Source organism: Gluconobacter sp. DsW_058 (assembly GCF_002153615.1).
Taxonomy (GTDB): domain Bacteria; phylum Pseudomonadota; class Alphaproteobacteria; order Acetobacterales; family Acetobacteraceae; genus Gluconobacter; species Gluconobacter cerinus.
Map to the genome: position 1 here is coordinate 54,632 of NZ_JOPH01000072.1, position 25,319 is coordinate 79,950.

The following is a 25,319-nucleotide window of genomic DNA, read 5'->3' on the forward strand; positions in this document are numbered from 1 at the left end:
CTTTGGCGGTCAGAGCCTGAGGTGCAGGTTCTGGGCTGCCATAATGAAGTGGACGCCTGTTGTATTGCCCGCTTCCAGTTCTTTATGAATGCGCAGAACGGGATCTTGCTGGCGTTTGAGTGTCGGTTTGACGTGCGTGATTACGACGGGCAGATTTTTGAGCGAAACGCCTGCGATCTGCTGAAGATCTTCCAGTTCTGCCTCTACCCAGTGCGGCGTCAGATGCCCGTACAAGTGGCTATCGGAAATGGAGTTGTCATAAGAGCACTCTATCATGATGGCATGGAGATGTTTCTGACGCACAAGGGGCGCGACAGCCTGCCAGAGACGATGCAGGTGATCTGAGTGCTGTGGGGCGTCTGGCCCGGTATCTCCGAGATAGAGCAGGGCGTCTGGGCCGTTTGTGAGCAGAAATGCTGTTGATTCCACACCGCCGTGGTTCAATGGATAGGCCTGAACCTGCAAAGATGTTCCGCTAATAGGTGTTGGCTTCTCGGGTGTTAGGTCGTCATAGCGGTATGTGCCGAGCCGGGGTTTGACGCCTTGGTCGCCCATGTTGGGCCAAATCTGCCAGTTGAAGATATGTTTGGCGAGAATGGCGTTGACGGATGCGAGGGCCATGATCGGTTTGGGTGTGTCATCCGGGGAGATGGCGACCAGACCGGCAATATGATCCAGATGAGCATGGCTGATCAGATAGGCCGCAATGGTCGTGTGAAGGATTTCCCCTTCCGGCGTCAGTGTTGCGGACTTGAGAGAAAGGGTTTTGAACGCACCCGCTTTTGCGGCGTCTTTCAGGCCATGCAGAACGGTTCCCGCATCGCAGAGAACGCCTTTGTCAGAACCTTCAGGCCGGATCAGGTAGGCGCTTAACGTTCCGTCATCCAGGCCCCCGGCGGATCCCAGTACGACGATATCAAAGTCTGAGGCGTGCGCTATGGGGGCACAAAGAAGCAGAGGGAGAGCGGCTAGAAGTCCCTTCAGGACGGGGGCGATGCGCATGAGCGGGCGTTCTTTTCCGTGAGGAGGGGCTATTTTCGATAATGCGGTAGCGACAGTCCCTTGAGAAGAGCAAGTGCGCGAAGGGCAAACCCTGCGAAAATGGCGATGGCAGCCGCCAGTGTGGTGTCACACCCTGCTTTTGTCAGCAGCACATAGCTGCACGATGAGAGGGCAACAGCAGTAACATACAGCTCTGGACGAATGATGATGGATGGGACGCCAGCCAGCACATCGCGAAAAATGCCTCCCATGCAGGCACTGACAATTCCCATCAGAGCGGCTGGAACAGGTGGGATGCCATAGGCAATGGCTTTGGCTGCGCCATACACGCCATAAGCCGCAATACCCATTCCGTCGAACCAGTCTACGGCGCGCTCGGACCAGAGGCGACCTGGCGTGAACCAGACGAGCAGGGCGCAGACCATGCAGACAGTGATGCCAGTGGAGTTATGCATCCATGAGACAGGTGCACCGATCAGCAGATCGCGCACGGTTCCACCGCCAACACCTGTAATGGCGGCGAAGAACATGAAAGTCAGGATTGTCAGGCGTTCCCGTGCGGCGGCGAGGGCTCCTGAAACGGCAAAGACGGCCGTTCCGGCAATATCCAGAATTGGCAGGACGGAAGTTGAAAAAGCCTCGAAAGCGGGATGCATCATGACGGGTGCCGTAACAGGGAAAGCGGGTACGAAAAAGCCCGGCGCAAAGGCCGGGCTTCTCCGTTTTGCAGAAGTCTGCTCGGATTAGACCGAGTAGTACATCTCGAACTCGACCGGGTGGGGTGTGTGTTCGAACTTGTAGACTTCAGGCCACTTGATGTCGATGTAGCTCTCGATCTGGTCCTTGGTGAAAACGCCGCCTTCGAGAAGGAATGCGTGATCTTCCTGGAGAGCTTCGAGGGCTTCACGGAGCGAACCGCAGACCGTCGGGATCTGAGCTAGTTCTTCCTTCGGCAGCTCGTACAGATCCTTGTCCATGGCGTCGCCAGGGTGGATCTTGTTGCGGATGCCATCAAGGCCGGCCATCAGCATGGCTGCGAACGCGAGATATGGGTTTGCCATCGGGTCCGGGAAGCGGACTTCAACGCGCTTTGCCTTCGGGTTCGTGGCGTGCGGGATACGACACGAAGCTGAACGGTTGGCAGCGGAGTAAGCCAGCAGCACGGGCGCTTCAAAGCCCGGGATCAGGCGCTTGTAGGAGTTGGTGGACGGGTTCGTGAACGCGTTCAGAGCCTTGGCGTGCTTGATAATGCCGCCAATGTAGAACAGTGCGTCTTCGGACAGGTCCGCATACTTGTCGCCAGCGAAGGTTGGCTTGCCGTCTTTCCAGATGGACTGGTGAACGTGCATGCCGGAACCGTTGTCGCCCGAGATCGGCTTCGGCATGAACGTGGCCGTTTTGCCATAGGAGTGGGCGACGTTGTGCACGCAGTACTTGTAGATCTGCATGAAGTCAGCAGACTTCACAAGCGTGTCGAACTTTGTGCCAAGCTCGTGCTGGGACTGTGCAACTTCGTGATGGTGCTTCTCGATCGGAAGACCCATTTCGCCCATCGTGGAGAGCATTTCGGCGCGGAGGTCATGCTCGCTGTCCACTGGCGGGACCGGGAAGTAACCACCCTTGACGACAGGGCGATGGCCCATGTTGCCTTCCGGGTAGGCCTTCAGAGATGCGCCTGGGCCTTCGATGCTGTCGAGCTGGTACGTGCCGAAGTTCGGGCCGGTGCCGAACTGGACGTTGTCGAAGATGAAGAACTCAGCTTCCGGGCCGAAGAAAGCGGTATCGCCGAAGCCGGCTTCCTTCAGATAGGCTTCTGCAAGCTTGGCCGTCGAACGGGGATCACGATTGTAGAAGTTGCCTGTCTTGGGATCAATAATGTCACAGAACAGGATCAGCTGCGGCTTTGCGGAGAACGGGTCCATGACGGCCGTTTCCGGATCTGGCAGCAGGACCATGTCGGACTCGTTGATCGCTTTCCAGCCCTGGATGGACGAGCCATCGAACATGAAGCCTTCAACGAACGTGTCGTCTTCAATGGTGGAGACCGTCTGGGTCGTGTGGTGCCACTTGCCCTTGGGATCGGTGAAACGCAGATCGACGAACTCAGCCGCATGTTCCTGGATCATCTCGAAAACGCGGGCAACGGCCTCGGGCTTCGGTGCTGGTGGCTTGCCAGCTGCGGCGGTTGTCTTGGGGGAAGCAGCCTTGGCGGAAGCGCGGCGTGGAGCTGCAGCTTTCGGTTTGGCGGTGGAGGAAGTAGGGGCTTTTCTGGCCATCGATCTGTCGCCTTGCATCGTGTGAACGGCTTCAAAACGATTACGGGACAATTTCCCATCTGTCGAGTACGACATACACCTTCATTTCATCATCAATTGAAGAAAGAAAGTGTCTCAAAATGGCACTTGGCCTGATTGGACGCGTTTTTCTGGCCGATCAGGGATGGGGAAGCTCTGACTTGCCGGGGTGTTGTCCGATCGGGAAAATTTTATTGATCGGGAATTCCATAGTTACTGTGCGGGTACTGATTCCAAAAAGACGTTTGTTCAACTGAGAACGTGAGGTGAGGACCAAAGCGCAGGGAATGGCTTTTCAGGACGAGCGGGTCCTGCAATGGTGAGGCCTCTCTTCCGTTCCATGTCTTAAAAGCGCTGGTCCATGAAAACGCCCAATACCTATCTGTCTTCGCTGCCCACGACCGTTTTCACGATTATGTCTCAGCTTGCTGCCAGGTATGATGCAATTAATCTGGGGCAGGGCTTTCCGGATACTGAAGGTCCGGCGGATATTATCAACGTCGCGGCTGAAACGCTGAAGGATAATAGAAACCAGTATGCGCCGCTAACGGGGTTGCCGGAGTTGCGGCAGGCTGTCGCTGAATCAAACCGGCGTTTTTACGGGCTTGAGATTGATCCGGCGACAGAGGTCGTTGTGACGTCTGGAGCAACGGAGGCTCTGGCAGCCTGCCTGATGGCTGTTGTGGAAGCTGGTGATGAAGTGGTTCTGATCGAACCTCTCTATGATACCTATCTTCCCATGCTCAAGATGATAGGCGCGGTTCCCAAGTGCGTCCGTCTTCAGCCGCCACACTGGAAGCTTCCCGAAGAAGAGCTTCGTGCAGCCTTTGGCCCCAAAACAAAGGCCATGATCCTTAACTCTCCGATGAACCCTGCGGGCAAGGTCTTTTCACAGACTGAACTTGAGCTGATTGCAGGATTGGTGAAGGAACATGATGCATATGTGATCTGTGACGAAGTTTACGAACACCTGACGTTTCACGTGAAACACATTCCCCTCATGACGCTTCCTAATATGCGGGAGCGCTGCATGCGCATTGGGAGCGCAGGCAAGAGCTTTTCTCTGACGGGATGGAAAGTCGGGTATGTCACAGCGCCCGCGGCTCTGGCGTCTGTGGTTGCCAAGGCTCATCAGGTGCTGGTGTTTGCAACGGCTCCTAATCTTCAGCGCGCCGTGGCGCATGGTCTCAATAAGGACGACAGCTACTACAAAAGTTTGTCCGCTGACCTGGAATTGCGCCGAGACATTCTTGTTGAAGGATTGCATCGCCTCGGTTTTGAGACACTTCCCGCAGATGGAAGCTATTTTGTCGTGGCGGATACGTCACGTCATGCTCAGGGACGAACGGATGTGGAGTTTGCCGAATGGCTGGTTGAGCATGGAGGCGTGGCAACAATCCCGGTCTCTGCCTTTTATGACCCGGAGGGCGCTGAACCGCCACGCAACATGATCCGCTTTGCATTCTGCAAGAAGCCGGAAATTCTTCAGGAAGCCCTGCGTCGCCTCGAAAAAGCACTCACCTGAAGGCGGCCTCTTTCAATTCGCGTGCTATGACCCATTTCTAGTTCTTCACCATCCTCTCAGCCAGGAGATTACCCCGATGTCCATTGCCGCAGATGCGCTGGGAGCCCTTGCCACAACTGATGCCCTGTTTTTTGACCGCCCCGGTTCCCGACTGACGCGGGAGGGTGCCGAAGCACTGGTTGCACAGGGGTTGGCAGGGGTAGATGATGGAGAACTGTTTCTCGAATACCGCGAAAATGAGGGGATCTCACTGGATGACGGGACAATCCGATCAGCGAGTTTCACAACCTCTTCAGGTTTTGGACTGCGCGCAGTCCTGGGAACGGAAACGGCTTTCGCCCATTCTGATGAAATGAGCGAAGACGCTCTGGCACGTGCGGTTAGCACAGTCGGTGCCGTGCGACAGGGACGAAGTGGCGTGATGGCGCCGGGCCCGCGATCAACCAATCAGCGTCTCTATTCTGATTCCCGACCGCTGGAGGGAACTGACTTTGCAGCGCGTGCGGCAGTTCTGGGCGAAATAGATGCCTATGCCCGTGGTGTGGATACCCGCGTTGTTCAGGTCAGTGCCAGTCTGAGTTCCGAGTGGCAGGCCGTGCAGATCATGCGTCGCGCGGATGCTGGAGATCGCGTTGCGGATCTTCGTCCGCTGGTCCGTCTGAATGTATCGGTCGTGGTTGAAAAGGACGGTCGTCGCGAGAGTGGTAGTCATGGACAGGGGGGACGGTATGAACTGGATCGTCTTCTGGATGGCGCAACATGGAAAGCCGCAGTTGATGAAGCTCTGAGGCAGGCTCTGCTGAACCTCGATGCAGCGCCGGCACCTGCAGGAGAAATGGATGTGGTGCTTGGGCCAGGATGGCCAGGTATTCTGCTCCATGAAGCTGTTGGCCATGGGCTGGAAGGGGACTTCAACCGGAAAGGAACATCCTCTTTCACCGGTATGGTCGGGAAGCGTGTGGCTGCTCCTGGGGTGACGGTTATTGATGATGGCACACTACCTGAGCGTCGGGGCTCTTTGAGCATCGACGATGAAGGGACGCCAACGGGACGGACTGTTTTGATCGAAGACGGTATTCTGACGGGCTATTTGCAGGATCGCCTGAATGCCCGTCTGATGGGTGTGTCTTCCACGGGAAATGGCCGTCGGGAATCTTACGCTCATGCTCCTATGCCACGTATGACGAATACGGTGATGCTTGAAGGAACAGCGACGACCGACGAGATGATCCGCTCTACAAAGCGTGGACTGTATGCCGTCAATTTTGGCGGTGGTCAGGTTGATATTACGTCCGGGAAGTTCGTTTTCGCGGCGTCTGAAGCTTATCTGATTGAAGATGGAAAAGTGACGCGCCCGGTGAAGGGTGCGACGCTCATTGGAAACGGTGCAGATGCCATGAACCAGATTTCGATGATCGGGTCAGATGTGGCGCTTGATCCGGGAATTGGGACATGCGGCAAAGCCGGTCAGGGCGTACCTGTCGGAGTGGGGCAACCAACGTTGAAGTTGTCTGGCCTGACGGTAGGTGGCACAGCCTGACAGGGTAAAACTCTCCGGCTTTCCGGCTCTTAGAGTAGCCGCAACTCATTTCCGGATATTGCAGCTGGCAGCATCGTGCCTATTTAAAAGGCATAAGATGTTTTGAGCTGTGATGTCCGGTTTTTTTGTTTTTGCCATGGTCATTGCAGCTCAGGAGTTCACGTTGTGAAAGGAGCTCCACCATGGGGCATAATTACGCCAAGCCACTGACCAGTCAGGTTCGGATGGAACGTGTGTTAAGCCGCTTGCCTGAAGACTGGTCTGTTCGCATTGAACGTGAGCCCGGAAAAGGGTGGCGCGCCTGGATGCAACCGCCGACGCACTCAGGCCAGTGGAGTGAGCCGCACAATGACTTGGCTGATGCGCTGGAGGAAGTGTGGCGCGCAGTCCGGTGAGTCTTAGAAAGCCGGGTGGTAAATCAGCATGGCGAACACACGGTTGACCAAGGGATAGACCAGAAACTGGATTGCCAGCAGCAGGACCATCGGCGCGAAGTCCATGCCGCCTGTGCTGGGAAGGATATTCCGAATAGGGGCCAGAATCGGTTCGACGACGCGCGCGAGGGTGTTGAAGAGCGAGTAGAAAAACCGGTTACGAATATCCAGAACGCCAAAGCCCAGCAGCATGGACAGGATACAGTAAGCCAGAAGAGCCCATACGAATGCCTGAATGATCATCAGGATAATGGCGTGCAGGGCAAGCATGCTGAAAACCTCGTCGGAAAACGCGGAAGACCGGGTAAGCGGCCAGCCAGGAACAGGTTTTGTATCTGCCTCGGCGAGACAGGACAACCTCATCCGGATTGCTTGACAGAAACCGGACTGATGGGAACTATCAAAAATGCCATGGGGCTGTAGCTCAGTTGGGAGAGCGCCTCGTTCGCAATGAGGAGGTCAGGGGTTCGATTCCCCTCAGCTCCACCATGGCAATTTCCAGGAATTTAGTCCGGGGCGAACATGCCTAGGTCAAGACGATGACCGTTTGAGTAGTTCAGGCCTTGAATACGGCCATATTCTACGATGCTGAGGTTGGTTCGGTTCAATGCATCCCGAAAGATCTTTTCATCCTTTCGGTCTACCAGAGCGAGGGTGCAGCGAGGATGCTGCTGGAGATAAGCTGCCGCGGCTTCTGGGCCAATCAACTGCGTGTGTTCGCCCACCAGGAAGACCAAGCTTGGCTCGGAATAGGATGTCGAAACCAGCACAGTTTGAGCGCATGGCTTCACGTCTTCAAAGAGTGCAGCCACTCGGGGAGCCAGGCGAATGGTTTGCAGATTGGGGATTACAGCCAGGAAGAGGCCGGCCTGTGCAATGACAGCGGCACCCATCGCGCAAAAAGCTGCCTGCTGCCGATGATTGCGGATTAAAAGAAGAATTGCTCCTCCCATGAGAGGGAGGGCTCCGAAGAGCGCCAGGCATTCGCGGATCGAAAGCATGTGCTGCATTTTATACAGAACGACCGTGCCAGCGAAACAGAAGGCCAAGCCAGCTGCGGCCCATATTACGCCGTAGAATCCGAGAGCGATTTTGCTCCATTTGGAAAGAGCTGGACGACCCCAAATCGTTAGAGCCGCGGCAGTTAGGATTGCAATGGCCGGATATGTGGGGAGCACGTAATGCGGAAGCTTCGTGGCGATCAATTCAAAGACCAGCCAGTGCGGGATAATCCAGCTCAGCAAAAACCGGACTTGAGGCAGTTTGCGATTTTTCCAGACTGAGGGAATTGCCAAAGCAGCAAAAAAAGATCCAGGCCAGAATGCTAGCGCAAAAACAATAAGATGGAATCCTGGTGGTAGGCCGTGAGCTTCCTGGCCATGTGCTACTTTCCCCAGAAAATTACGGCCAATGGCGCGTGAAAAGAAGTCCCCGTGACTGACAACGTCAATCGCGACACACCAGGGAACGACTACGGCAAGCATGAGCAGCCAACCCCAGCGTGGACGCAGTCTGGACCACCACTCTCGATCACGTTCGACAGCCCATAGAGCCAATGGGGTACAAAAGCCTGGAATGAGAACAACAGGGCCCTTGAGCATTAGGCCGACGCCCAACGCCAGCCAGTAACCGCACGCAACCCAAACAGATGTCGGACTGTTCTTCTGACGATCGAGAAATGCCCTCAGAAGCATCGCTTCAAAGCACAGGATATCCAGGAGTAGGACTGTATCGATTGTCGCCATATGGCTTTCGGCAACAAAGAGCGTCGAAACCATCAGGAGGCCCGCAGCCATCAGACCGGTAACGGCTCCGAAAAGTGCGCTTCCTATCCAGGCTGTCAGGGGAATGATGAGGGCGGCGGCTATGAGGCTTGGAATGCGATAGGGCCAGGTTTTGCGCAGAACGTCTGAGCCAAAGAGTTCTTCCGCAATTTTTGCAGAAGAGGCTTCAAGCCAGTAGATGCCAGCCGGCTGCAAATAGCGTGGCTTGTCCTGAAAGCGGACGTCTACGAAATTTCCGGATGTGAGCATCTGCTCTGACGCTTCCATATAACGTGGCTCGTCACGATCCAGCGGGGGCAATGTCATGCGTCCCGGCAAGGCAAGCAGAAAGGTCACTAGCCCGAGGAGGGCATAATGCCGGAATGTCAGTTTCATGCAGAGGCTCCGTTCCGGTCCATCAGAGAATGGTGGCCGGAAAGTGTCTGAAAGGCTATCCTCGTTAAAGGATGGATCAGTGTTCGGTCAGACGATCGGGCAGGTGGGTTCGGTTTTGCAGCCACATGACACCCAGAAGATCACGGATGCCAACAAGAGCCCGATTGAAGTTGGTGTATTTTGATGAGCCGTGCAGACGAGCACGGTGCTGAACTTCGTGGCAGATCAGCGGGGCGCCATAGTGTCCGAGGAGGGCCGGTAGAAAGCGGTGTACACCCTCAAACTGCGGAATACGCAGGAACATCTCACGAGAGAAAAGTTTGAGAGGCGCCCCGGTGTCCGGGCAACCATCATTCAGAAGGCGACGGCGCAAGCCGTTGGCCAGTTTTGTCGCAATGCGCCGGGAGAGACGGTCATTCCTTTTTCGACGGACACCAACCACCAGCGGCGGCTTGGAATTGGCTGAACGCGCCAGTTCAAGCATCCGGATGATGGAAGAAGGATCGTCTTGACCATCGCCATCAATGGTCGCCATCCATTCGCCATGAGCGGCTGTTGCTCCGGTTCTCAGAGCAGCAGATTTGCCAAGGCGCCGTGGGTGGCTAAGAATTCTAAGATTTGGAAGATACTGACGTCGTGCTTCAAGAAGCTTTTCGACAGTGGTATCTGTACTGCCATCGTCGATGGCGAGAATTTCAGTATTTTCCGGGAAGCCATCAAGAACTCCGGCGAGTTCCTGACAGACAGGTAGAATATTGTCCGCCTCATTCAGGACTGCCATGACAATGGAAAGCGTCACAGGAGTCTGGGATGGGCGGACGGATGTCATAAACTCAGGCCGCAGAACGGCGCAGCGCTTCAGGAAGGTTCTGAATGCTCTGCTCAATCAGCTTAGCAGCAACGTCCGGGCTTTCGGAAAGACGGGAGGCCACAACATCGCGAGCTGCCGAGATGGCAATGGCTGTTGCGCGCTCTTGAACTTCACGGATTGCAGCGCGCTCTGCGGCTTCAATCCGGTCGTGTGCCATCTTCTCGTAACGGCCGGCTGCTGCTTCTGCTTCGTGACGGGCGCGTTCTGCCAGAGCAGCAGCTTCCGTCTCTGAGCGGGCAATCATGGCCTGCGTTTCTGCCAGCGTCTTCTCACGCTCGCGGGTCGCATCTTCGAGCATCTGCTCTGCCTCACGGCGGAGACGGGCTGCCTCGTCCAGATCGCGGCGAACGCCTTCTGCACGGGCATCAAGATGGCTCGTGATGACGGCCCAGAGCTTGCGACCAAAGATCACGAAGAAGAGGACAAATGCCAGGGCAGTCCAGAAACGGGGTTCTTGGAACATCGTCGTCTCCTTAGGCGCTGACGCGTTTCACGGCGCTGGCGACAGTCTGTTCATCCTGTTCCCCGATCAGACGGGAGACCAGGTTCTGAGCGGTACCAGTTGCAATCGCGGGGAGGCTGGAAAGAGCCTGCTCGCGGGACTGGGCAATCCGGGCTTCGGCGTTTGCAACTTCAGCTTCGAGACGCTTTGCGGTTTCCCGTGCATGCGTTTCAGCGCTGAGGCGAGCCTCGTTCTGGATGCGCTCTACATTGGCCCGGGCCTGTGCGGCCGCTTCATGGCGGGTGCTCAGGAGTTCGGCGCTTGCGCGGTCGGACTCGGCTTTCGCACGGCGGGCAATATCGAGGTCGTTCTGGATGCGGGTGCGTCGGTTCGACAGCACGCGCTCGATCCGCGGCAGAGCGGAACGGCTAAGGACGACATAGAAGCCAGCAAAAATGACGGCTCCCCAGGCGACCTGTCCGATCAGCAGCGGATCATGGACGTTCAGCTGCGGCATGCCCGCAGCCACAGCTCGGCCCGGCACAGCCGCCAGCGGAGCGGCGAACAGGAAAAGACGTGGCGTGCGGTGCATGTTCGACCTCAGGCGAACAGGATCAGGAAGGCGATCAGCAGCGCGAACAGAGCAACGGCTTCCGTCAGCGCGAAGCCGAGCATGCCGAGGCCGAAAACGTGCGGGCGGGAAGCCGGGTTGCGAGCGATGGAGCTCACGAGCGTCGAGAAGATGTTGCCGAGGCCGATGCCGACGCCTGCGAGGGCGATTACTGCAATACCGGCGCCGATGTCACGAGCGGCTTGAACGTCCATGGTCAGGTTCCTTTAGGGTCGATACAGGGGTTGTGCAAAACCGCGCTCAGTGAGCGACGGCCTCGCGCAGATAGATGCAGGTGAGAATGGCGAAAACGTATGCCTGAAGCACACCCACCAGCAATTCCAGAGCCGTCAGCGCAATGTTGATCGCGATCGGGGCAACGGCCAGGATATGACCGAAGAAGCCCAGACCGGCGAGCATGATTGTGAAGCCGGCAAATACCTCGAGCAGAACGTGACCGGCCACCATATTGGCGAACAGACGGATCGACAGGCTGACGGGGCGAGAAAGAAAAGAAAGGATCTCGATCGGCACGAGCAGCGGCGACAGCCACACAGGGGCGCCGGCTGGCATGAAGTGCTTGAAGAAACCCAGGCCCTGAAAGCGCAGGGAAGCCAGGATCGAGATCACGAACACCGTTACGGCCAGCGCAAGTGTCACTGCGATATGGCTTGTATAGGTGAAGGAGAAGGGAAGCAGGCCGAGGTAGTTACCGGCGAGAATGAAGAAGAACAGAGCGAACACGAACGGGAAGAAAGCAGCGCCTTCTTCACCCATCGTGCCGATGGCAAGGTCATGAATGAAGTCGTAACCAATTTCGGCTGCGGCCTGAAGACGGCCAGGAACGACGGAGGCTGGGCGCATTCCGATAAAGAGGAATGCGAGCACCAGCACAACGGCGATCAGCATGAACAGTGGAGACTGTGAGAACCGCAGAGCTTCGCCCAGAGATCCGAGAACCGGATGGAGCTCGAACTGTCCGAGCGCGTCAATCGTCGATCCGGCTGCCACGCTGGCTTCTCCCGTCATCTTTCAGCTCGGGCACCATGCCCGGCCCATTCAAAACCCGCCAGACATTCATCATGCCGGCACCAAAACCTAGCAGGGCAAAAATCAGAAGGAAAAGAACCCTGTAACCCAGCCAGCGGTCAAGAGCGTAGCCTAATGCCACACCAACCGCCAGACCGGCTACCAGCTCCGTTCCGACCCGGATCGCAACCCCGAAAGATGCGATAGAACCCGCATCTCCATCGGAGGACTTTGTGGAAAACTCTTCCGCGTGGGGATCAAGCTTTTTGCTTGCGCGCTTCAGGCGCACATCAAAGCTGTCATCCTCGTCGGAAGGGGCGTGTCCCACGCTGTCTGATCCCTTACCCTGTGCGCATCCTGTCCACCGGGCACAATGACCGGATTCCTTCTCAGCGCAGGCGCTAGCTACCGACGTGTCCGCAGGCTGTCAATGTATTCCAGTAGCGCAGACGTCGGAAGACGCCATATTTTCATCAACTCACCAGTCTGAGGCGTCGACCGCGGGGTGTATCGCCCGACGAATGATCGAACGGCAACATAGGAGATGTATCTTCCGCGTTGGGTTCGATCTGTGGTGCGTCTGGCATGTGCTGGCCGAGATAAGCCTCCGAAAGCGTTCGGAAGGCGTAATCGAGCATTGACGATGCATAGGCAGCGCCAGGATCACCTTCGACCGTGCCCGCAGGCCCGAAGCGGGTATAAGCGAATCGTTCGACAAAAGCGTCCAGCGGGGCACCAAACTGAAGACCAATGCTGACAGCCTGCCCGAGACAATCCATTAAACCCCGGGCCATTGGCGTTTCTCGGGTTGGGATGATGCTGACTTCACCCAGGGTGCCGTCTTCAAACTCGCTCGTGCGCATGAAGAGACTGTGACCGCCGACAGCAGTGCGCTGAGTAAATCCGGTTTGACGCATTGGAAGCTGACGCCGAGCGCCCCGTTCCAGTTTGGCACGCAGATTCGCCAGTTCGGGTTCTGGCAACTCCGGAAGAAAATCGACGGAGCGTTCCATGGCCTTATGCATGGCGGCATGGGCCTCCGGCCTTGTCGGAGGAAGGGGAGCTTCACCAGCAAGAGCCATCGCAAGGGCGGATTCGGGCGTCAGGCCTCTGTAAGCCAATCGGGCAAGGGTCGAGGCGCGGAGGTGTCCGTCGCTACGCAAGGGCGAAAAGACCGGCGCCAACCCGCAGGATTCAACACCTAGAAGTGCGTCGACAGGCCCGGGTCCGGAAAATCCCGTTTCCACAGGGGAAAGGTGCTGGCCTTCCATGGCCGCGCAGGCTTCTGCCGCGAGAGCGCGCATCCCCGGTAGGGATGCGCAGGCTGGAATGGTCGGGAGCGAGAGATTTGTGCCTGCATGTGCGATGCTTGTGGCCAGTGCGGCAATGGCTCTGGCGGCCTCTCGTCCTGCATCACTGTCATAGTCGAGCCCCATGGATGCGAGGCAAGCGTCCAGATCTGTTAGCAGGATAATGCCTGCGGGTTCTTCTGACGGATCAGCGGGCAGATCAAAGAGCGGCAGTTCGCCTGTTCGCTCCACGCGTGTTGCTGCGTGAAGTCGACGCAAGGAATCGCAGGCCAGTTTCAGGCAGGCTACGAAATGCTCTGGTGCGAAACCGTCCTCCTGAACAAAGCCAGACAGTCGCACAACAAAACCTGGAATTTCGTCAGGGTGACGTTCCCACAGGGCAATGTTGGGGGCGAGCTGACGCATCAGCAGAAGATAAGACAGGCTCCGGGCGGGAGAGGGTGCATTGGCTGGCGTTCCGGGGAGAGGCGGACACGCATCAATTGTGTCAACCCAACGTGCCGCTTCCGTCGAAAGGCGGATGGGGCCACCATTTTGCGTGATCTGGGCCAGCGCCTGCGCGGCATCATCCTCCCAGGCGGCCGGAAGGGTGACGGAGCGCGTGGCGCTGTCGTCCGGATCGGTGGTGACCCGAAGCGTTCTCATGCGAACGCCGGTCCAATGAAGACGGGCTGTCATGCTGCGAATCTACGCTGCGTTCCGGTGGCCCGGAAGCGGGAAAACGTGCCTTTTGGCCGGGTTAATGGGTGGGAACATGGGGATATGGGGGATAACATTTTCCCAGGCTGATAATCTCCGTTTCCAAAGGGAGGGTTGGACTGCGGCGATGGAGTCCGCTAGTGCAGGAAAATGATTTTTTCGAAGGTGATGTCATGAGCGCAGCCACGGGAACAGCGCCTGCCGCAGCTCGCCACGATCGGCTTGAGCTTCTGGCTGGGTTTCTGGTGCTGGTCTTTCTGGTCGGGATGCTGGTTCTGGCGATGCTGGGCCATCATCGGCATGATGATGGTGGCTACCAGGTTCATGCGTCTTTCAGTCAGATTGATGGTCTGAATGTCGGATCAGATGTGCGTCTGGCCGGAATTACCGTCGGCCATGTGATGTCTGAGGTTGTGGACCCGAAGACTTTTCAGGCCCAGGTGACGTTCACACTGTCGCCGGACGTGAAGCTACCAACGGATTCTGCAGCGATTGTGACGTCTGACAGTCTGTTGGGCGGAAAGTACATTGCGCTGTCACCGGGTGGCGCTGACGCTCTTATCAAGGCTGGCGGGGCGCTGACGGAGACGCAGGGATCTATCAGTCTTGAGCAGCTTCTGAGTAAATTCATCTTTTCGGTCACGGATACGCTTCAGAAGGCTCAAAAGCCCCAGAAGCCTGCTGGTGGCCTGTCAGACGAGCCGTGAGTTCCGAGGACTTTCCCTGGCTGGATAGTGATGGGCAGCCAGTGGCCTGCGTCGAGAAAGTGCGCGTGCTGAGAGAAAATGATGCTGAATTGCGTCAGACCCTGCAGGATGCGTTTGAGGACGGTATTCTGATGGGTGTTTCCCCAGATGCCATGCGCAAGTCCTTCATCGCCATGCTTGCCGATCTCGTGGACCCGAAATCCCAAGGAAACGCCTGATCATGACCAATCGGTTCCTGTTTGTCGGTGCGGCTCTTCTGGCTCTGTCTGTAACGTCATCGGCGTCTGCCGCTGTAGGGGTTGCCCCCCCGGCGATGTACCCGGCTGATACCTGGCAGGGACGGACACAGGCTGTCATTCGTGTTCTGGATCGGCTGGATGCCCATATTGAAACGCTGACGATCCCGGTGGGTGCAAATGCCTCCTACCGAACGCTTTCGGTTGCTGTTGAGGCGTGTGTCAGTCGTCCGGAAACATTGCCGGCTGACTCTGGTGCGTTGCTGCACCTGCGTGATTCGGGAGATTCGGCTCGACCACCCTTCGACGGATGGATGTTGCAGAATGAGCCATCTCTCGGGACTTATGGCAGTTCGCTTTATGATGTGCGTGTTGTGGCGTGCACGGGAGATCGTGTTGCGCCGGACGCTGGACCGCTGCCCGTCATAAAAGCGCCTCAACTGGCCGGTACGACAGCAACGGAAGATGAAGGGGGGACCGATCAGTCCGGCTCTTCATCATCATCTGAAGGAGGAGCGGTTCCGCTGGCGCCAGACAGCCACGCACCGATTCCTCTCGCGCCACCCTCTGGTGGTGCGCAGTCTCTTGTGCCTCCCGCACCACCGGCATCAGCCGGACCGTCCTTGCCTCCTCCCGCAGCCGATCCCGGCCTGGAATAAGGAGTGGGCGGAGCGGGGGCACCCCTGAAACTGGAAAGAGAAGCCTATTCATGATCCAGATTCCTTTTCCGCCTTCCAAAGCTGCAATCCTGCTGGATTTCGACGGAACACTGGTCGATATCGCTCCTACTCCTGAAAGTGTGGTTGTTCCCCCGGGACTGGCAGACGATCTCCTCCGCCTGAAAGATATGCTCGGCGGAGCGCTGGCTATTGTGACTGGCCGACCGATCGCCCAGATCGACCATTTTTTGCCCGGCATTCCTCATGCCGTAGCGGGGGAGCATGGAGTGGCCGTGCGGACCTCACCTGAAAAAGACATCACCCATCCTGCTCTCCCCTCTGTGCCAGCTGACTGGCTGCAGAAAGCGGAAGATATTGTCTCTTTGCATCCCGGTGCGAGCGTGGAACGCAAGAAGGCTGGAATGGTCCTGCACTATCGTCAGGCGCCGGAGGCTGAAACGGCGTTTCGGACGTTGACGGAGCAATGGGCGCCGGAAGCTGGCGGTTTCCGTTTGCAGGACGCTCACATGGCTATCGAGCTTCGTCCGTTGGGCGTGGACAAGGGGGGAGCCGTGCGGGAGTTGATGTCTGAAAATCCTTTTCGCGGTCGCTTGCCACTCTTTGTCGGGGATGACGTTACAGACATGGACGGAGTGAGGGCTGCGCGCCAGATGGGTGGTGCTGGCTGGCTCATTCCGGATGATTTTCCTGATGCAGTCACGTTCCGCCGGTGGCTGCACGATTTATCGGAGGGGCATGGATGGGGCGCCTGATAGTTGTTTCCAATCGTACACCAGCGCCCGGAGAACGGACGCAGCCTGCGGGTGGTCTGACTGTTGGGTTGTATGATGCTGTTCAGACACGGGACAGCCTCTGGTTCGGCTGGTCCGGGGAACAGTGCGAAGATGCACTGGACCGGCCTGTTATGGAGGACCGTGCTGGGAATGTGACGTATGCCACATTTGATATGACGCCCCGGCAATATGACAGGTTCTATCTGAACTTTTCCAATGGCGTTCTCTGGCCGTTATGCCACTACAGAACGCAGCTGATTCGTTACACGCGTGAAGATTGTGAGGCTTACTACGAAGCCAATGCCGTCTTTGCCGATCGTCTGGTTCCTCTTCTGAAAGAGGACGATACGATCTGGATTCATGATTATCATCTGTTCCCGCTAGCTGAGATGCTGCGGGACAGAGGGGTCAAGGGCCGGATTGGCTTTTTCCTGCATATTCCTTTTCCACCCTGGAGTGTGGCGCGTCTCCTGCCGCAATTGCAGCGCCTTCTGAAAGGGCTTGCAGGTTGTGACCGAATTGGCGTGCAGACACCGGAAGATGCCCAGAACCTTCGGGGATGTTTCGCGGAGTATGGCCTCAAGGCAGAAGTAGAGGCAGTTCCGATCGGGATTGACCCGATCCGTTTCAGGCAGCAGGCCATTGAAAGTGCATCCACGGAAGACGTGGAGCAGATTGTGGACAGTCTGGTTGGAAAGCGCCTGATTATTGGTGTGGATCGGCTGGATTATTCCAAAGGTCTGCCTGAGCGGATGCGGGGGTATGAAATGCTCCTGAAAAACTATCCGGAATATCGCGGCAAAGTGACGTTCTTACAGATCACGCCTGTCTCCCGGACAGGTGTGGAAAGCTATCGGCTTCTGAAGGAAGAGCTTGATGGCCTGGTGGGAACGATCAACGGGGCATATGGCACGCCGGACTGGGTGCCAATCCGTTATACGACCTGGCCGATTTCCCGGAACGTTCTGGCGGGGCTCTATCGGGTGTCCGATGTCGGCTACATCACACCGTTGCGTGATGGCATGAATCTTGTCGCCAAAGAGTTCATCGCGGCTCAGGATTCCAAGGATCCGGGCGTGTTGGTTCTGTCACGGTTCGCTGGTGCGGCACCTGAGATGCCAGAAGCGCTTCAGGTCAATCCGCTGGACGCTGAAGGGATGGCCGATGCACTTCATGCGGCACTCACCATGGACGTGCAGACCCGTCATGAGGCATGGTCCGCACTTTACGGCGAAGTCTCTCGCAACACAGCGGGAAGCTGGGCCAAGCAGTTTCTAGATAGCCTGGAGGCCTCTCGCACATGACTCTGACCGGAACGAAGCAGCCCGATATGACCAGGATACTGGGAGGGCTGTTCGTTCTGGCCGGGGTTTTGGCGCTCGGGACGGCATGGTTTGCGGAGCATCGGCTTCTGCTGGCGCCGTGTGAACTGTGTCTGTGGGAGCGGAGGCCCTGGCGGGTTCTGATCGGGATTGGCGCTTTGACGTTGCTTTTGCCGCGACGTTACGCACGATATTCCGTCTTTGCGGGTCTGCTGTGCCTGGCGGTCAGTATCGGGTTGGCAGTTCTGCACGCTGGCGTTGAACACAAGTTCTGGCCAAGCCCTGCTCCCGAGTGCCGTGCGCCGGTTTTTCATGGCGGTAGCTTCAAGGACTGGATGGCAGCGATGCCGTCCCGGCCGAACAAGCCCTGTGATTCGCCGGATTATCTATTCGGCCTTCCGATTTCCATGACGGAAACGGGCGGTTTGTATGCTGTAGTCGTTTTTGTAGTGGCCAGCCTCGGAAGCGTGCGCATGCTGCGCTTCCGAGGCTGAAACCTGTCAGAGTCTCGGGCGACCGCGACCGAAGATCAGGCTGATGATCAGCAGTACGAGGAAGATGAAGAACAGGATCTTGCCGATATAGGCGAAATCTGCCGAAATTCCACCGAACCCGAGCACGGCGGCGCACAGGGCAAGGATGAGGAAGACAACCGTCCAGCGAAGCAGATCCATTGGTAAGTCTCCTGGGTCATAATGTTCCTCCGGTTGGAGAAACGGGGTGAGCAAGCCAGAACGGCACAGAGCCTCTCCGGTTCAATTTCGTAATGGCTGTATCGCTGAACATATTGAAACGTGGCGCCCGCTTCTGCGTCGCCTGGGTCTGAGAGAGGCACCATGACCAGATTCCGCTCACTTTATCATCAGGGTTTTGCCCGGATTGCAGCCTGTACGCTTCCCGTTTCGCTGGCTGAACCGCACGCCAATGCGGAAAGGGTTCTTGAAGTCCTGAAGGAATGCGACCGCCAGCGTGTTGCTACGGTTGTTTTTCCGGAACTGGGACTGACCGGCTACACGCTTGATGATTTGCGGTTCCAGGATGTGGTGCTGGATGGTGCCCGAACTGCCCTTGAATGGCTCGCCAGGCAGACGGCTGACCTGATGAGTGTTGCTGTGGTCGGGCTGCCACTTTGTCGGGGGGAACTGCTCTATAATTGTGCAGCAGTCATTCATCGCGGGCGTATTCTGGGTGTCGTTCCCAAATCCTATCTTCCACGATACCGGGAGTTTTATGAGCCCAGACAGTTTACGTCTGGCTTGGGAACGTCCGGACTGGTGCGGATTGGTAGCGCTGAGGTTCCGTTTGGCGCGGACCTTCTGTTTAACGCGCATGATCTGCCGGGTCTGACGCTGGGCGTCGAGATCTGTGAGGATTTGTGGGTGGCCAACCCTCCGAGCGGAATGCTGGCTCAGGCGGGGGCGAGTGTTGTTCTCAATCCTTCTGCGTCGCCAGTTACAATTGGCCGTACAGATGACCGTTCTCTGCTGTGCCAGGCTCAATCTATGCGGACTTTGACAGCGTATGCTTATGCAGCGGCTGGGGAAGGGGAATCCACCACTGATCTGGCATGGGATGGTCAGGTTTCTATTCACGAGAATGGCCGCCTTCTCGCGCAGTCAGATCGCTTTCCTCAGGGAGAGCGGCTGGTGGTGGCGGATGTGGATCTTGATCTTCTCCGGCAGGAGCGTTTGCGGACGGGTCAGTTTGGTGTCGGGCGTGACCGTTTCAGAACCATTGGGTTCGCGTTGTCTGCCCCACTGGAAGACTTGGGGTTAAAGCGCGACGTTGCAAGATTCCCGTTTGTTCCTTCTGATCCGAAAACACTGGCCCGGGATTGCTACGAAGCCTGGACCATTCAGGTGAGCGCGCTGCGTCAGCGGTTGCAGGCGAGTGGTGCGCAGCGTGCTGTCATTGGGGTTTCCGGCGGCCTTGATAGTACGCTGGCGTTACTGGTCGCTGTCAGAGCTGCTGATGAGCTTGGCTGGCCCCGGACGCATGTCCTTGCCTACACGATGCCCGGATTTGCCACCGGGAGTGAAAGCCGTGGGCTTGCTCATGCGCTCATGTCAGCGCTGGGTGTAGAAACCAATGAGCTCGATATTCGGCCTGCGGCCGAGACGATGCTGGCGGGCATTGGTCATCCTTATGCAGAGGGCAAGCCGGTTCATGACATCACCTTCGAGAATGTGCAGGCAGGGCTGAGAACGGACTTTCTCTTCCGTCTGGCCAATCATCGAAACGGCATTGTCATCGGGACGGGTGATCTCTCCGAGTTGGCGCTGGGGTGGTGCACCTATGGCGTCGGGGATCAGATGTCTCACTACAATGTGAACGCTGGAATGCCGAAGACGCTGATCCAGCATGTCATTCGCTGGTTGGTCCGGGAAGGCGGGCTGGAAGGGGGTGCACCAGACGTTCTGGAGAAGATCGTCAATGCTGAAATCTCCCCTGAGCTCGTTCCGGATGTAGGGCAGGGAATTCAAAGTACGGAGCAGATGATTGGCCCGTATGCCTTGCAGGATTTCACGCTTTTCTATGTGCTTAGATATGGATTCCGCCCGTCACGTATCGCCTTTTTGGCTGAAAAGGCATGGGGACGTGTTACAACCGGTTCGTGGCCGATGCATTTCCCTGAAGACCGGCGAAAATCCTATGATCTGGAAGAAATCTGTCACTGGTTAAGGATTTTTATCCACAGGTTTTTTGCCACCAGTCAGTTCAAGCGCTCTGCCATGCCAAACGGGCCAAAAATCGTTGCTGGCGGCTCTCTTTCTCCGCGCGGAGACTGGAGGGCGCCGTCCGATGGTAACGCACGAGCATGGCTGGAAGAGCTTAAACAGAACACGGCTATGTGAACTTTCAGACTTTTGAGGGGTTGGGGGTTCCGTACCATGGCTTTCATGCCAATATGCAGGGTACCATTTTATTCAACGGAGATTTTCCGTCATGGCTTACGCTACGACCAATCCATATACGGGTGAAACGCTTAAAACCTTCCCGGAAGCAACTGACCAGGAAGTTCAGCAGGCGATCACCGACGCGTATGAGGCATTTAAGAGCTGGCGCGACGTTTCCTTTGCAGACCGCGCCAAGGTTATGGCTGCTGCAGGCGCAATCCTTCGCCGTGACATCGATAAATATGCGAAGCTTCTCACCCTTGAGATGGGCAAGCTTTATGAAGAAGCAAAGCTGGAGACCATTCTCTCCGCTGAGATCTTTGAATATTACGCCAAGAACGCAGAAGAGCTTCTGAAGCCGGAAAAGCTTCCGGTTGCTGATCCGAAGGAAGGCGAAGCCATCCTGATCCATCAGCCGCAGGGTATTGTCTTTGCGATTGAGCCTTGGAATTTCCCGTATTACCAGATCGCTCGTATCATCGCGCCGCAGCTCTCTGCCGGTAATACGGTTCTGCTGAAGCATGCATCCAATGTGCCGCAGTGTGCCGCTATCTTCGATGATCTGATGATCGAGGCTGGCCTGCCCAAGGGCGCATTCCACAATCTTTATGCTGCCCGTCACCATACGGCCGTGATCCTGAATGATCCGCGCGTCTGTGGTGTGGCACTGACGGGTTCTGAAGGTGCGGGCGCCATTGTAGCCAGCACGGCTGGTCAGGCGCTCAAGAAGGCAACAATGGAACTCGGCGGTGCCGATGCATTCGTCGTGCTTGAAGATGCCGATGTTGAAAAGGCCGCCAAGTGGGCTGCTTTCGGGCGTCATTGGAATGCCGGTCAGGTCTGCGTGTCTTCCAAGCGCCTGATCGTTGTAGACGCCATCTACGACAAGTTCCTTGATATCTATAAGGCTGAGGTTCTCAAGTTCAAGGCTGGTGATCCGATGGATCCGGCTACGACGCTTGCGCCGCTGTCTTCACAGAAGGCTGCCGATGATCTGAAGGCTCAGGTTGAAGAAGCCAAGAAGCATGGCGCTGTTGTTGAAGTGATCGGTGCACCGGTTCCGGAGAAGGGTGCGTTCTTTCAGCCGCTTCTGATGACGAACCTGCATGGCGACAACGAAGCCCGTCACTGGGAGTTCTTTGGCCCGGTCACGCAGCTTTATCGTGTGAAGGACGAGGCTGAGGCAATTCGCGTTGCCAATGACTCGCCGTTTGGTCTGGGCGGTTCCGTCTTTACCAAGGATACGGCGCGTGGTGTGAAGGTTGCCGAGAAGATCCACACGGGCATGGTCTATGTGAACCATCCGACGATGGTGAAGGCTGATCTGCCGTTCGGTGGTGTGGCTCGTTCCGGTTATGGCCGTGAACTGATTGGCCTGGGCATCAAGGAGTTTGTAAATCACAAGCTGATTGATGTCGTGGATATCGACGCACCGTTCTGATTATGAGTTGGCTGGATCTTGCGGTCCGGCCTTTTCATGAAAACCCCGGACAGGAAACTGTCCGGGGTTTTTTTCGTCTGGAGAGATGTCTCGGAGAGGTCAGACTCTCTGATGGGCCTTCTCTGCTGTCAGATTGATCCAGGGGTGTCTGTCCTGCACATATGCGACGACACGCGCTTTGTGGGCAGCACGCTCTGTCGATGCGTTGGTCATGGAACTGCTGTGTTGCCTGTAATCCGCCAGAACGGCTGGAACCTGTCGTCCTGGTAGTCCAAGTTCAGCAAAAGTGCACCAGAGATCATAGTCTTCCCAGCCCATTGCTTCACGTGAAACATAGTAGCCGCCGGCTGCTGCCCACGCCCATTTGGCGACCATGGCCATGGCATCAATGCGATTGCCTGAAACCAGTGTCAGGGGATTAGAGGGCAGATCCCCCAGTAGAACGGATGCGCCGGGCGGTGTCGTTAGATCAGGGGTCTTCTTCGTGACGAGTGGCCCGTTTTCGTCGAAGCACTGGATCAGCGGATAGGCGTAGGCGATGCCAAATGTCATGGCAGCCAGCAGGGTTTCACAAGCATCCGGGCGCAGGATGTTGTCGGCGTCCAGTTGCAGGGTGTGGGGGGTTTCTGCTGCGTCCATGCCGATGTTTCGTGCGCCACCCAGTCCCGCATTGCGAATGGACCGCCGGAAGATCAGGCGGTTGAAACGACTGGTGTGTCGTTCCATCCAGATCCTGATGAGGTCAAGAGATTCATCCGTTGACCCATCGTCCACCACGATAAGGTCCAGAATGGGAAGTGTCTGGGCTGCGACGGAGTCCAGAGCATCCAGAACGTGATTGGCGTAATTGTAGGATGTCACAATGACGGTGACCTCCGCTTCTCCCAGAATATCATGATGGAAGAGGGTCTCGCTCTCCGGAATGACCGGGAGCGCCGGGGACTTCAGGCGGCTCCGGGCGAGAAGGGTCTCTGCGGCTTGAGCTGCTTCCACATCACCATTGAGAGAAGAGAGTGCGAGTGACATGCGCCGGGCCTGAGCTTCCGGGCTGAAGGGCCAGAGAACGTCATGGTAGGCGTTGCGCGCCAGCGTACGGCGTAGATCGGGGTTGTCGACCAGTTTCAGAAGGGCGCGGGTCCAGTCTTCGGGCGTTTCAGCGAGCAGGCCGGTTTCGTTATCTCTTACAATGCGCCGGAAGGGGCCTGTTGGGGACACGATCGAGGCATTTCCGGCCAGAGAAGCTTCCAGGAATTTGATTTCGCTTTTGGCTTCGCAGAAGACGTTTCCAACTTCCAGCGGAGCAATGGAAATATCGAATCTGGCGAACTCTTCTCCAAGTTCGGACAGCGGGACCATGTCTCGCCATTCGATCTGGTTTTCCACGGCTTTAAGTGCGGGAAACTCTTCCATCAGAAGAACGGGTCGATGATTGTCCTTCTCTCTGAATAGAACCAGCCGTGCATTGGGGTGGGTCTTCAGCACATGTGTCAAAGCGGGATAGGCGATTGCGAAGTCACGCTGGTGGGTCCGCGAGCCTGTGGCGTATCCAATGCGGATTAGTCCGTCTTCGGACGTCGCACGACCAGGCTCTCCGCGAAGACGACAGCCGAGACGCGATCGACGCAGTGTTTCATGATCATAGACATTGGGAAGAAGGTGAACGACGGGTCGTAGCTCATGCATCGCAAGGGCCAGCTCGCGTGTCGTGGTCGATCCCTGATCACAGCGGACAAGAGTTCGACGCATGTCTGCAAAGCAACGCTCGATACGTTCTTCTGTCGCCCCGACAGAGCGGATGCCATCTATGAAGTCGACGCGGGCGTAATGTGGAACGAAGACAATATCATCAGCGTCAAAAATGGTTTTGACGCCCTCCTGGTGGGCAAGATCAAGGATAGTGCTGACATGCCCGCTGTATTCTACGCGCCAGAAGATCAGGACGTCGGCCCAGCGGATATCCTCATAGCCTACTGCGGCGCACGGCTGGATGCGCGCTTCATATCCGGCATTTTGGGCAGCTTCAGCGTTCCGGGTGCATCGATAAGCCACACCTGGAGTGTTGGGTTCTCCTGCGATGAAAAGAACGCGCTGTATGCCATCAGGTGAAGACCCGTGAGTGTCGGGGCTGTCGGTGGTCTCGCTCGAGGCAGGAGACGCACTGGATGAAAAATCCTCCTTGTCCGACTGAGGCTGCAGTTCTGGAAGCGTCGGAATGTAGGGAATGAACGGCTTTCGAAATGACCGGAGAACCCGGCGCCACAGAGGGGCAGGTTGCGAGAGGAAAGCTTCCAGAGACTCCAGACCAGCACGATTTTCAGTGTAGTGATGTTCAAGTTCTGCCCGCTTCTGGCTCTCTTCCATCATTTTTGTGCGGAACACGTCACGTTCCTGACGGATGGGGTCAAGAATGTGCGTTAGGGATGTGATCTTCTCGTTCCGACTGCGAAGATCTCTCGAAAGAGATCGGCTTTCAATCCGAAGAGTATGGACCGCGCGCTCGGCTTGCTCGGCGGATTTTCTATATCGCTGAAGCTCTGTGTTAGCCCGACGCGTGGTCAGGTCATGGGCCAGAAGTTGGCGAACGCTGTGACGGAAGCTGCGAGAAGTGTCTGACTGACCCTTAAGGAGTTCTATAAGGGGGTGAGTACCTGCGGGGCAGAGCGAAATATAATCCGAAAGGCGTATTTCTTCTGAATGCGGCCGGGAGTTTTTTCCGACCACAACAACTGGAATGCTGGAGACTGTATTCTGTTTTTCATGTGCCTGCTGACAGAGGATTAGCCCTGCGTCAGTGTTCTGGAAGACGCTAGTGAATCTTGTTTCCGGAAGATTGCCTTCAAGCTCCAGGTGGGTCCTGAGCTGGGAGCCAAGCTCATCGTCAAGAATTGGGGAAAGCAGGATCGTGGCTGCTTGCTGAGATTTATCCTGCAAGCCGTTCACCAGCCACGTAATTGTTCTGACGGCGTGGTCACCCCAATCTTCCTGCTGGCAGAAGATTGCCTCGGTTGTTGGCCTCTGGGTAAGCAAAATGGCTAAGTCAGCCAGATACTGATCCTGCAGAGCGGGGGAGAGGGAGGTTGGGAATATGTTTGTCACAGGTTCAATTTACAGATTCGTATAGGATTATGGTGTGAAGAGCATCTTAAGGCATTGTAGAGACACAATCCCTCCTTCTGTTTGTTTTTTGTGAAGTATTTTAATTTTTTATTGATTGCCTGCTGTAAAGTTTAACCTGTCATTGCAACTCTTCGTAAAATGCTCCCTTCTGTGATGGGGCATTCCTGCCCCTGCCTGTCTGTGTCTTTTTAAGCACAGTTAGGTATTGCACTGTGAGTGGACCTTTATATT

At 56.6% G+C, this 25,319-nt stretch carries 25 protein-coding genes and 1 tRNA gene; 12 read left to right on the plus strand and 14 right to left on the minus strand.

Going from position 1 to position 25,319, the window contains the following annotated elements; translation table 11 throughout:
* Positions 1 to 9: 9 nt before the first annotated feature.
* From HK24_RS12480 to glnA, 3 genes are all read right to left on the minus strand, one after another.
* Entirely contained in the window at positions 10 to 1,002 is a 993-nt protein-coding gene (locus HK24_RS12480) for an MBL fold metallo-hydrolase (protein ID WP_086634739.1), read from the minus strand.
* 29 nt (positions 1,003 to 1,031) lie between these two features.
* Complete coding sequence (locus HK24_RS12485) at positions 1,032 to 1,661, minus strand: trimeric intracellular cation channel family protein (protein ID WP_064275503.1); 630 nt, start codon at positions 1,659 to 1,661, stop codon at positions 1,032 to 1,034.
* An 84-nt stretch (positions 1,662 to 1,745) separates the two neighbouring features.
* Entirely contained in the window at positions 1,746 to 3,128 is a 1,383-nt protein-coding gene (glnA, locus tag HK24_RS12490; RefSeq protein WP_046900948.1) for a type I glutamate--ammonia ligase, read from the minus strand.
* Positions 3,129 to 3,657: 529 nt separating this feature from the next.
* On the opposite strand from glnA, the gene HK24_RS12495 reads away from it, so the two are divergent.
* The 3 genes from HK24_RS12495 (at position 3,658) to HK24_RS12505 (ending at position 6,756) form a co-directional block, all read left to right on the plus strand.
* The gene (locus HK24_RS12495) at positions 3,658 to 4,821 is read left to right on the plus strand and encodes an aminotransferase (protein WP_086634740.1); all 1,164 of its coding nucleotides are present in this window, start codon (positions 3,658 to 3,660) and stop codon (positions 4,819 to 4,821) included.
* Between the two features lie 76 nt (positions 4,822 to 4,897).
* Positions 4,898 to 6,361 carry a metalloprotease TldD gene (gene tldD / locus HK24_RS12500; RefSeq protein ID WP_086634741.1) on the plus strand — a complete coding sequence of 488 codons (1,464 nt, stop codon included), beginning with the start codon at positions 4,898 to 4,900 and terminating at the stop codon, positions 6,359 to 6,361.
* A gap of 182 nt (positions 6,362 to 6,543) precedes the next feature.
* Entirely contained in the window at positions 6,544 to 6,756 is a 213-nt protein-coding gene (locus tag HK24_RS12505) for a hypothetical protein (RefSeq protein WP_046900363.1), read from the plus strand.
* 3 nt (positions 6,757 to 6,759) lie between these two features.
* On the opposite strand, the gene HK24_RS12510 is transcribed toward HK24_RS12505, so the two are convergent.
* On the minus strand, positions 6,760 to 7,065 hold the full coding sequence (locus HK24_RS12510; RefSeq protein ID WP_046900947.1) for a YggT family protein: 306 nt from the start codon (positions 7,063 to 7,065) through the stop codon (positions 6,760 to 6,762).
* A gap of 143 nt (positions 7,066 to 7,208) precedes the next feature.
* On the opposite strand from HK24_RS12510, the gene HK24_RS12515 reads away from it, so the two are divergent.
* Positions 7,209 to 7,284: transfer RNA gene (locus HK24_RS12515), tRNA-Ala, on the plus strand.
* A 17-nt stretch (positions 7,285 to 7,301) separates the two neighbouring features.
* Here the strand turns inward: HK24_RS12515 and HK24_RS12520 are convergent.
* The 8 genes from HK24_RS12520 to HK24_RS12555 form a co-directional block, all read right to left on the minus strand.
* Positions 7,302 to 8,954, minus strand: a complete 1,653-nt coding sequence (locus HK24_RS12520) for a glycosyltransferase family 39 protein (protein WP_086634742.1) — start codon at positions 8,952 to 8,954, stop codon at positions 7,302 to 7,304.
* A 76-nt stretch (positions 8,955 to 9,030) separates the two neighbouring features.
* Entirely contained in the window at positions 9,031 to 9,783 is a 753-nt protein-coding gene (locus tag HK24_RS12525) for a glycosyltransferase family 2 protein (RefSeq protein WP_086634743.1), read from the minus strand.
* Positions 9,784 to 9,787: 4 nt separating this feature from the next.
* A complete protein-coding gene (locus tag HK24_RS12530; RefSeq protein WP_046900360.1) occupies positions 9,788 to 10,288 on the minus strand; it encodes an ATP synthase subunit B in 501 nt (166 codons plus the stop codon).
* A gap of 10 nt (positions 10,289 to 10,298) precedes the next feature.
* On the minus strand, positions 10,299 to 10,859 hold the full coding sequence (locus tag HK24_RS12535; protein WP_046900359.1) for an ATP synthase F0 subunit B': 561 nt from the start codon (positions 10,857 to 10,859) through the stop codon (positions 10,299 to 10,301).
* Positions 10,860 to 10,867: 8 nt separating this feature from the next.
* Complete coding sequence (locus HK24_RS12540) at positions 10,868 to 11,092, minus strand: ATP synthase subunit C family protein (protein ID WP_007284348.1); 225 nt, start codon at positions 11,090 to 11,092, stop codon at positions 10,868 to 10,870.
* A 46-nt stretch (positions 11,093 to 11,138) separates the two neighbouring features.
* The gene (locus HK24_RS12545; RefSeq protein WP_046900946.1) at positions 11,139 to 11,888 is read right to left on the minus strand and encodes a F0F1 ATP synthase subunit A; all 750 of its coding nucleotides are present in this window, start codon (positions 11,886 to 11,888) and stop codon (positions 11,139 to 11,141) included.
* Positions 11,866 to 12,234: an AtpZ/AtpI family protein gene (locus tag HK24_RS12550; RefSeq protein ID WP_086634744.1), complete on the minus strand. Its 369-nt coding sequence runs from the start codon at positions 12,232 to 12,234 to the stop codon at positions 11,866 to 11,868. Before HK24_RS12550 ends, HK24_RS12545 begins: the two co-directional genes overlap by 23 nt.
* A gap of 145 nt (positions 12,235 to 12,379) precedes the next feature.
* A complete protein-coding gene (locus HK24_RS12555) occupies positions 12,380 to 13,894 on the minus strand; it encodes a vitamin B12-dependent ribonucleotide reductase (protein WP_086634745.1) in 1,515 nt (504 codons plus the stop codon).
* A gap of 194 nt (positions 13,895 to 14,088) precedes the next feature.
* On the opposite strand from HK24_RS12555, the gene mlaD reads away from it, so the two are divergent.
* From mlaD to HK24_RS12585, 6 genes are read left to right on the plus strand one after another with little or no spacing between them, the layout of a single operon-like run.
* Positions 14,089 to 14,622 (plus strand): outer membrane lipid asymmetry maintenance protein MlaD, encoded by a 534-nt coding sequence (gene mlaD / locus HK24_RS12560; protein ID WP_207204216.1) that lies wholly within the window; start codon positions 14,089 to 14,091, stop codon positions 14,620 to 14,622.
* Positions 14,619 to 14,840: a hypothetical protein gene (locus HK24_RS12565; protein ID WP_086634746.1), complete on the plus strand. Its 222-nt coding sequence runs from the start codon at positions 14,619 to 14,621 to the stop codon at positions 14,838 to 14,840. Before mlaD ends, HK24_RS12565 begins: the two co-directional genes overlap by 4 nt.
* Before the next feature lie 2 nt (positions 14,841 to 14,842).
* Positions 14,843 to 15,517, plus strand: coding sequence for a DUF2155 domain-containing protein (locus tag HK24_RS12570; RefSeq protein ID WP_086634747.1), 675 nt, complete (start codon positions 14,843 to 14,845; stop codon positions 15,515 to 15,517).
* Positions 15,518 to 15,567: 50 nt separating this feature from the next.
* Positions 15,568 to 16,290, plus strand: a complete 723-nt coding sequence (otsB, locus tag HK24_RS12575; RefSeq protein WP_086634748.1) for a trehalose-phosphatase — start codon at positions 15,568 to 15,570, stop codon at positions 16,288 to 16,290.
* Positions 16,278 to 17,615: a trehalose-6-phosphate synthase gene (locus HK24_RS12580; protein ID WP_064275514.1), complete on the plus strand. Its 1,338-nt coding sequence runs from the start codon at positions 16,278 to 16,280 to the stop codon at positions 17,613 to 17,615. The genes otsB and HK24_RS12580 overlap by 13 nt, the downstream gene beginning before the upstream one ends.
* Entirely contained in the window at positions 17,612 to 18,127 is a 516-nt protein-coding gene (locus HK24_RS12585; protein ID WP_086634749.1) for a disulfide bond formation protein B, read from the plus strand. The genes HK24_RS12580 and HK24_RS12585 overlap by 4 nt, the downstream gene beginning before the upstream one ends.
* A 6-nt stretch (positions 18,128 to 18,133) precedes the next feature.
* On the opposite strand, the gene HK24_RS12590 is transcribed toward HK24_RS12585, so the two are convergent.
* Entirely contained in the window at positions 18,134 to 18,307 is a 174-nt protein-coding gene (locus HK24_RS12590; RefSeq protein ID WP_046900350.1) for a DUF1328 domain-containing protein, read from the minus strand.
* A 162-nt stretch (positions 18,308 to 18,469) separates the two neighbouring features.
* Here HK24_RS12590 and HK24_RS12595 point away from each other — a divergent pair, with 162 nt between their 5' ends.
* Together HK24_RS12595 and HK24_RS12600 are read left to right on the plus strand one after the other, a co-directional pair.
* Positions 18,470 to 20,488, plus strand: a complete 2,019-nt coding sequence (locus HK24_RS12595; RefSeq protein ID WP_086634750.1) for an NAD(+) synthase — start codon at positions 18,470 to 18,472, stop codon at positions 20,486 to 20,488.
* Between the two features lie 91 nt (positions 20,489 to 20,579).
* A complete protein-coding gene (locus HK24_RS12600; protein ID WP_086634751.1) occupies positions 20,580 to 21,971 on the plus strand; it encodes an NAD-dependent succinate-semialdehyde dehydrogenase in 1,392 nt (463 codons plus the stop codon).
* 99 nt (positions 21,972 to 22,070) lie between these two features.
* On the opposite strand, the gene HK24_RS12605 is transcribed toward HK24_RS12600, so the two are convergent.
* Positions 22,071 to 25,067 (minus strand): glycosyltransferase, encoded by a 2,997-nt coding sequence (locus tag HK24_RS12605; RefSeq protein WP_233126261.1) that lies wholly within the window; start codon positions 25,065 to 25,067, stop codon positions 22,071 to 22,073.
* Between the last annotated feature and the right edge of the window lie 252 nt (positions 25,068 to 25,319).